The sequence below is a fragment of the Kitasatospora sp. NPDC056138 genome, assembly GCF_042264695.1.
Classification (GTDB): domain Bacteria; phylum Actinomycetota; class Actinomycetes; order Streptomycetales; family Streptomycetaceae; genus Kitasatospora.
The window spans coordinates 20,791-27,702 of sequence record NZ_JBHJVK010000089.1; the positions used below are offsets into that span (position 1 = coordinate 20,791).

7 protein-coding genes and 1 tRNA gene are annotated in these 6,912 nt (G+C 74.0%); 1 reads left to right on the plus strand and 7 read right to left on the minus strand.

Annotation, left to right across the window (positions count from 1 at the left end):
- Positions 1–88 precede the first annotated feature (88 nt).
- The 6 genes from ACFC1R_RS34610 to ACFC1R_RS34635 form a co-directional block, all read right to left on the minus strand.
- Entirely contained in the window at positions 89–955 is an 867-nt protein-coding gene (locus tag ACFC1R_RS34610) for a LuxR C-terminal-related transcriptional regulator (RefSeq protein WP_375945562.1), read from the minus strand.
- A 410-nt stretch (positions 956–1,365) separates the two neighbouring features.
- A complete protein-coding gene (galE, locus tag ACFC1R_RS34615; RefSeq protein WP_375945578.1) occupies positions 1,366–2,337 on the minus strand; it encodes a UDP-glucose 4-epimerase GalE in 972 nt (323 codons plus the stop codon).
- Positions 2,331–2,663 (minus strand): hypothetical protein, encoded by a 333-nt coding sequence (locus tag ACFC1R_RS34620; protein WP_375945564.1) that lies wholly within the window; start codon positions 2,661–2,663, stop codon positions 2,331–2,333. The genes galE and ACFC1R_RS34620 overlap by 7 nt, the downstream gene beginning before the upstream one ends.
- Before the next feature lie 434 nt (positions 2,664–3,097).
- A complete protein-coding gene (locus tag ACFC1R_RS34625) occupies positions 3,098–3,766 on the minus strand; it encodes a LuxR C-terminal-related transcriptional regulator (protein WP_375945566.1) in 669 nt (222 codons plus the stop codon).
- Between the two features lie 183 nt (positions 3,767–3,949).
- Positions 3,950–4,022: transfer RNA gene (locus ACFC1R_RS34630), tRNA-Thr, on the minus strand.
- Between the two features lie 102 nt (positions 4,023–4,124).
- Positions 4,125–4,523, minus strand: coding sequence for a winged helix-turn-helix transcriptional regulator (locus tag ACFC1R_RS34635; protein WP_375945568.1), 399 nt, complete (start codon positions 4,521–4,523; stop codon positions 4,125–4,127).
- 142 nt (positions 4,524–4,665) lie between these two features.
- Between ACFC1R_RS34635 and ACFC1R_RS34640 the strand changes: the two genes are divergently transcribed.
- The gene (locus tag ACFC1R_RS34640; protein ID WP_375945570.1) at positions 4,666–5,250 is read left to right on the plus strand and encodes a flavodoxin family protein; all 585 of its coding nucleotides are present in this window, start codon (positions 4,666–4,668) and stop codon (positions 5,248–5,250) included.
- A 108-nt stretch (positions 5,251–5,358) separates the two neighbouring features.
- Here ACFC1R_RS34640 and ACFC1R_RS34645 read toward each other — a convergent pair whose 3' ends face one another.
- On the minus strand, positions 5,359–6,654 hold the full coding sequence (locus ACFC1R_RS34645) for an MFS transporter (RefSeq protein ID WP_375945572.1): 1,296 nt from the start codon (positions 6,652–6,654) through the stop codon (positions 5,359–5,361).
- Positions 6,655–6,912 lie beyond the last annotated feature (258 nt).

Below are 6,912 nucleotides of genomic sequence, written 5' to 3' on the forward strand. Positions count from 1 at the left end.
GTTCCGCGCGGTTCCCCGTGCCCCTGGGGGGATTGCCCCTTGCCCGGGAAGGCCCGGGACGGCCCGGGACGGGCAGGTCACGGCGGGTCTAGAGGTTGGCGGCGGGGAGGGGCGGTTCGGAGGGGCTGACGCCTGCCCGGCGGGCGACCGCCACGGCGGCGAGGGTGGAGTGGACGCCCAGTTTGCCCAGGACGTTCTGCATGTGGGTGCGGACGGTGTGCGGAGAGAGGTAGAGCCGCTCGGCCACCGCCTGGCGGCCGAGCCCGGCCACCATGCACCGGAGCACCTCCTCCTCCCTGGGCGTCAGCGTCTCCACCAGCCGCTCGCTCTCCGTCCGGTCACGCCGCGCGGAGGTCAGCTCCCGCACCACCCCGGTCAGCAGGGCCGGTGGCAGATGGGTCTCGTCCCGCAGGACACCCCGGATCACCGCCATCAGCCGGGGCAGCGAACTGTCCTTGGCGACCCAGCCGCAGGCCCCGGACTGCAGGGCGCGCACCGCCCGGCTCGGATCGTCCTCGGTGGCGAGCACGATCGCCCGGAGCGCAGGGTGGGTGCGGCAGGCGCGGGCGAGCAGGGCCAGTCCGTCACCCGCCAGGGTGGCCGGTCCGTGGCCGCCGCCCGAGGGGAGCGGGACGCGGTGCGGTGTGCTCGGCGGCAGCCCGGGCGGGCGCCGGCCGGCCGCGACGGAGGGGAGCCGTCTGCCGCCCGGCGACGGCTCGGGCTCGGCGAGCGAACGCGGCCGACGCGGCGGCGGGCCGACCGGCGCCAGGTCGGCGTCGATCAGGACGACGTCGAAGGCCCGGCCCTCGGCGGCGGCACGCTCCAGGGCGCGCTCGGCCGCGATCGCGCTGCCGGCCGCGCCGACCTCGACGTCCGGTTCGGCGGCGAGCGTGGCCGCCAGCGCTTCGGCGAAGATGCGGTGGTCGTCGACCACCAGGACCCGGATCCGCCCCATCGTCGTACCCCCCTGCTCAGGCGCCCGACCCCCACCGGTACCGCACTCAGCGTACGGCGTGGGGGGCGGCTCGGCGGAAGTTTGGTGAAGTTTCGGCCCCGCCCTTGCCCGACGTCCGAATGCACTGAACCAGAGCCGGTCCCGGGCCTGCTGATCGGGTGTCAGGTCACGCCTGCGGCTCGGCCGTCCGGCCGTCGCCCTGCTCGCGGTACGGGCGCGCCAGGCCGTCGCCAGCGTCGGTGCGTCACCGATCAGGGCGACCCGCCCGGCACCGCCGGGCGCCCGTGCGGCGCCAGGCAGCGGAGCGGGTCACGGCGGCGGGGCGGCGCCAGGCAGCGGGGCGGCGCCAGACGGTGGGGCGGGTCACGGTGGCGGGGCCGGACACGGTTCCCCTCGTCCACGGCCTGCGGTCACGCGCCCGCGCCGTCCTGCGCCAGGGAGAAGGCCCAGGCGTCGGCGACGATGTCGTCCAGCTGCGGGCGGTTGGGACGCCAGCCCAGCAGCCGGTGTGCCCGCTCCGCGGAGGCGACCAGTACGGCGGGGTCGCCGGGGCGGCGGTCGGCGGTGACGACCGGGATCTCACGGCCGGTCACCCGGCGGACCGACTCGATCACCTCGCGGACCGAGAAACCGCTGCCGTTGCCGAGGTTGCAGATCAGGTGCTCGCCCGGTGCGGCGGCCTCGAGGGCCAGCAGGTGGGCCTCGGCGAGGTCGGCGACGTGGATGTAGTCGCGGATGCAGGTGCCGTCGGGAGTCGGGTAGTCGTCGCCGTAGACGGCGATGTGCGGGCGCCGGCCGAGGGCGGCCTGGAAGACCAGCGGGATCAGGTGCGACTCGGGCTCGTGCCGCTCGCCGTAGGAACCGTACGCCCCGGCCACGTTGAAGTACCGCAGGCTGACGGCGGCCAGGCCGTGCGCGGCGCACTCGCTCGCGATCAGGTGGTCCACGGCGAGCTTGGTGGCGCCGTAGGTGTTGGTCGGGGAGGTGCGGCTGGTCTCGGAGATCGGGACGGCCTCGGGTTCGCCGTAGACGGCGGCGGTGGAGGAGAAGACCAGCTTGCGGACGCCCGACTTGCGCATCGCGCTGACCAGTTCGAGCGAACCGGCCACGTTGTTGCGCCAGTACTTCTCCGGGTCCGCGACCGACTCGCCGACCTGCGAGGAGGCGGCGAAGTGCAGCACCGCGTCGTACGAGTCGTCCAGCACCTCGGCGGCGTCCTGGATCCGGCCCCGGACGAACTCGGCGCCCGACGGTACGCCGCCCAGGAAGCCGGTGGAGAGGTCGTCGAGCACGGTGACCTGGTGGCCAGCCTCCAGCAGGTGGCAGGCGACCACGCTGCCGACGTACCCCGCCCCGCCCGTCACCAGGTACTTGTTCACGATGCGACCTCCCGCAGGCACTGTGCCGCCACCTCGGGCGACACGTCGTTGATGAACGTGTCCGTTCCGGATTCGACCCCGGCCAGGAACTTGAGTTTGCCCACCGTACGCCGGATCGCGAACAGCTCCGGCTGAAGCGCCAGTTCGTCACCCCCACGGGTGTGCGTCTGGCGCCGGGCCGCGATGTACGGCGTCGGTGCGACCGGGGCAGTGTGGCCCTCCTGGATGAAGAGCCGGTCAAAACGATGCGGCAATTCGAGGTGAAGCCGGGGAAACTCTGCGCGTTCGGGCTCGGCCCGGCGGCCCGGCGGTCGGGGTGGAGGCGGCACTCGCACGACCGGCGGGCGGCGTACGGACGAAGGCCGTCCGGTGCTCGCCCGCGAGGACCACCCGTACGGGGGGCGACGGGTCGGACGCAGGTCGGTGGCGTCCCGGGCGGCGGCGTCCGCGTCGAAGTGGACGAGCGCGCGGCCGTCCGCGAGCTCGGTCGTGGCCTTCTTCACGCCCTCGTCCTCCCCCGTCGCGCGGCGGGAAACACATTCCAACAGAATCCACCATGAGTCAACATCCGCGCAGTCGCCCGGGGCGCATGGAATCGGAAGCACGGCGCGCGGAACCGGGTGCGCGGGGCCCGGTGCGCGGCGCGCGCCCGGTCACGGAACCGGCCGCCCGCGCCCCCAGCGCTCCCCGGCGGGCCGCAGGGCTGCGCACCGCCGACGGCTCAGGCCCGGCAGCTCAGGCCCGGCAGCTCAGACCCGGCAGCTCAGACCCGGGGAGCCCGGTCGAGGAGGCCGGTGCGGGCGGCGACGGCGGTGGCTTCGAGGCGGGTGCGGGCGCCGAGCTTCATCAGGACCCGCTGGACGTGGGTGCGGGCGGTACTGGGGGCGATGCCCATCCCCGCGGCGATGGCGGCGGTGTCCTCGCCCTCGGCGATCCGCAGCAGCACCTGGACCTCACGGCGGGTCAGCAGCCGCAGCAGCCGCAGCGCGTCGTCGTCCGGCTCCGCCATCGGCCGGAGCAGCCGTTCGAAGGCCCCCTGCAGGACGTCCACGGCCACGGCCGCCTCGCCCGCCCTGACCCGGGTGATGGCCCGCTCCACGACCTCGATCCGCTCGTCGCTGCGGACGTACCCGGCGGCTCCGGCGGCGAACGCGGTGGCGACCCGGCCCGGTTCCCCGACCGGCCCGAGGACCACCACGGAGATCTCGGGGCGCTCCCGGCGCAGTCGTCGCACCGGATCGAAGGCGTCCGGCTCGCCCGGCCCCGCCACGCCGAGCAGGCAGACCTCGGGGCGGCGCCCGACGATCAGTTCACCGACCGTCCGGGACGGCGAGCCGATCGCGAGCACGCGGTGCCCGCGCAGTTGCAGGGCCGTCGCCAGCGCCTCCGCCAGCAGCCGGTGGTCGTCGACCACCACGAGCCGAACGCCCATGGCGCCCTCCCAGTCCCCGTCCGGCCCGCCCGCGGAACCGTCCGCACGGCCGACCGCCAATGACGCACCATCACAGCGCATACCCCGCCGGGACCGCTAGGCCGCCTGCCTGCCGCGGGCAACGCGGGCGCCGTGGAACGACGAAGGCCCCCGCCTTGCGGCGGGGGCCTTCGTCCTCTGCTGAGCCCCCATGCGGAATCGAACCGCAGACCTTCTCCTTACCATGGAGACGCTCTACCGACTGAGCTATAGGGGCCTGTCCCGCGGGCTTTTCCGTCCCGCTCGAACGAGGAAGACATTACCCGGTCATCGGCCCGAAAGTGAAATCGGCCGTGGCCCGCACCGTCCGGCGGGGGCCTCAGCAGCCGGACGAGGGGCAGCGGGTGCGGTCGAACTCCGCGCGGGCCTCCAGCACGGAGCCGCTGTGGTCCTCCACCCACTCGGCGACCGGCGCCACCCGCTCGGCGAGCGAGTGCCCCAGCGGCAGCAGGCCGTAGACCACCCTCGGCGGCGTCTCGGGGTGGACGGTGCGGCGCACCAGCCCGTTCCGTTCGAGCTCGCGCAGGGTCTGGGTGAGCATCTTGCGGCTCACCCCGAGCACCGACCGCTGCAGTTCGGAGAACCGCTGTTCGCCCAACTTGTGCAGGCTGAGCAGGAGGAGGAGCGACCACTTGTCCGCGAGTTCGGCGAAGACGTTCCGGCTCGGACAGAAGGCGGCGAAGACGTCGTGCTCGGGATGCTGCTGCTCAGGGGCCATGCGGTCCAGGGTACGCCGCCGGTCTCCAAAGCAGACTTGGTAACCAATGGAGACCTGGTCTATGTTGGAGACCGTCAGGCCGAGGGGGACGGCACCACCTCCCTCGGCCCTCCCGCACCGACGCCACAGGAGTCACCCCGCCATGACCACCATCGCCATCGCCTACCACTCCGGCTACGGCCACACCGCAGTCCTCGCCGAGGCCGTTGCCCGCGGTGCCGCCGCCGGCGGGGCCGAGGTCGTCCGGATAGCCGTGGACACCATCACCGAGGAGCAGTGGGCCCAGCTGGACGCCGCCGACGCGATCGTCTTCGGCGCGCCGACCTACATGGGCACCGCCTCGGGCGCCTTCCACACCTTCGCCGAGGCCACCTCCAAGCGCTGGTTCACCCTGGCCTGGAAGGACAAGCTGGCGGCCGGCTTCACCAACTCCGCCTCCAAGAGCGGCGACAAGCTGCACACCCTGCAGTTCTTCAGCGTCCTCGCCGCCCAGCACGGCATGCAGTGGATCGGCCTCGGCCTGCACCCGGGCTGGAACAGCACCACCGCCTCCGAGGACGACATCAACCGTCTCGGCTTCTTCCTCGGCGCCGCCGCCCAGAGCAACAACGACCAGGGCCCGGAGGGCGTTCACAAGGCCGACATCGCCACCGCCGAGCACCTGGGCGAGCGCGTCGCCAAGCAGGCTGCCGTCCTGGTCGCCGGCCGCGCCGCACTCGGCCTCTGACAGCACGTCGGCCACCCCGGGCGCTGCGGGGCGGCCGGGCACCCGGATGCCCGGCCAGCCCCGCAGCGCCCGCACCGCTCGGGGCGGCCGCACCGCTCGGGGCGGCCGTCAGCCCGGCAGCAGGCGGCGGCTGCGCGCGCGCAGATCGCCGCCGCGGGTCTCCACCAACCCGCACAGGCAGAGCAGTGACACCACCCCGATCCCGGCCAGGTACCAGCCGACCGGCTCCGCCGTGCCGTACGCCCCGGTGAGCCGGGTCGCCACCAGGGGCGCCGTCGCCCCGCCGACCACCCCGCCGACGTTGTACGCGAGCGAGGCCCCGGTGTACCGCACCCGGGTCGGGAACAGCTCCGGCAGGTACGCCGCCACCGGCCCGAGCAGGCAGCCGAGCACCACCATCGCACCGACCACGCCCAGCGCCAGCAGCGGCGGGCGCGCCGTCTCCAGCAGCGGGAAGAGCAGCAGCGACCAGCCGATCGCCAGCACGGTGGCCAGTTGCAGCATCCGGCGCCGGCCCCAGCGGTCGCTGCGCCCAGCGCAGTACCAGGCAGCCCCGCCCTTGAGCACCGAACCCGCCAGCAGCAGGGTCAGCACCAGACCCCGGTCGACGCCCAACTGCTCGGTGGCGTAGGCCAGCGAGTAGGTGGTCGCCAGGTAGAACAGCGCGTACCCGACCATGATCGAGCCGCCCGCGAGCAGCACCGTGCGGCCGTGGTCGCGCAGCACCTCGACGGCCGGTGCCTTGGCGCGCTCGGCCTCCTGCGCGAAGACCGGCGTCTCGGTGACCCGCAGCCGGACGAACAGGCCGACCGCGACCAGCCCGATCGAGGCGAGGAACGGCACCCGCCAGCCCCAGCTGTCGAACGCCTGCTCGCTCAACGTCTCCGAGAGCAGCAGGAACACCCCGGTGGCGGCGAAGAAGCCCAGGCAGGGACCGAGTTGCAGGTACGCGCCGTACCGTCCGCGCCGCTCGGGCGGGGCGTTCTCGGCGAGCAGCAGGGCCGCGCCGCCCCACTCCCCGCCCAGACCGACGCCCTGGCACGCCCGCAGCAGCACCAGCACCGCCGGCGCCCAGATCCCCCACGTCCCGTAGCCGGGCAGCAGGCCGACGGCCACCGTCGAGACGCCCATCAGCAGCAGCGAGGCCACCAGGGTCGCCTTGCGGCCCAGCCGGTCGCCGAAGTGGCCGAACAGCAGCGCGCCCAGCGGACGCCCGACGAAGGCCACCGAGTACACCGAGAAGGACGCCATCAGCCCACCGGCGCGGCCGAGTTCGGGGAAGAAGACCTTGCCGAAGACCAGCGCGACGGCCGTGCCGTAGATGAAGAAGTCGTAGTACTCGATCGTGGTGCCGATCAGGGCGGAGACCGCGACCGGGCGCAGGCTCGCGGTCCCGGCCGGCACCCGACCGGATCGTGCGTCAGGAGTGCTCTCTGGTGCAGGAGTCATGCGATCCACAGTGGCAACCCGCTGAGCTGCGACGACAGCACGCACACGGGTGATCCGGGAGCGCGCGGGGCACTGCCCGCCGGGGTGGTGCGCCGCCTGCCCGTTCGCCCGGTGCGGACGGCGGCGGGCCGACGGCGGAGGCCCCGGACGCTACCGGGTGCTCAGAGCAGACCGTCCCAGTGCTGCTCGACCACCACCGCCCACCAGTTCTCC

Excerpts from the sequence above, each read along its gene's own strand:
- ACFC1R_RS34610 (WP_375945562.1), bottom strand. The coding sequence starts at position 955 with ATGGGGCGGATCCGGGTCCTGGTGGTCGACGACCACCGCATCTTCGCC.
- ACFC1R_RS34625 (WP_375945566.1), bottom strand. The coding sequence starts at position 3,766 with ATGGGCGTTCGGCTCGTGGTGGTCGACGACCACCGGCTGCTGGCGGAG.
- ACFC1R_RS34635 (WP_375945568.1), bottom strand. The coding sequence starts at position 4,523 with ATGGCCCCTGAGCAGCAGCATCCCGAGCACGACGTCTTCGCCGCCTTC.
- ACFC1R_RS34640 (WP_375945570.1), top strand. The coding sequence starts at position 4,666 with ATGACCACCATCGCCATCGCCTACCACTCCGGCTACGGCCACACCGCA.